Genomic DNA, 245 nt, shown 5'->3' with positions numbered 1-245 from the left:
CTTACACCGGCGAATCTCAGGCGGGTAAGTCAGGTGTGGGCGCAGGCCTGGGTGCGTTAGTGGGTGCCGGTGTCGGTGTACTCTCCTCGTCGAAGAAAGATCGCCGTAAAGGTGCGCTGATTGGTGCTGCTGGCGGAGCCGCACTGGGCGGTGGCGTGGGTTACTACATGGATGTGCAGGAAGCGAAACTGCGCGACAAGATGCGCGGAACGGGCGTCAGCGTGACCCGTAATGGCGATAACATC

General features: G+C 61.2%; 1 protein-coding gene. It reads left to right on the top strand.

Going from position 1 to position 245, the window contains the following annotated elements; genetic code table 11:
• A partial coding sequence (locus SB765_RS32760) for a glycine zipper domain-containing protein (RefSeq protein WP_410932908.1) occupies positions 1-245 on the top strand: 245 nt, incomplete at both ends.

The organism is Pseudomonas sp. SIMBA_067, from assembly GCF_046534675.1.
Taxonomy (GTDB): domain Bacteria; phylum Pseudomonadota; class Gammaproteobacteria; order Pseudomonadales; family Pseudomonadaceae; genus Aquipseudomonas; species Aquipseudomonas putida.
The sequence above is the reverse complement of the archived record's forward strand: the minus strand, read 5'-3'. Positions and strand labels throughout refer to the sequence as shown.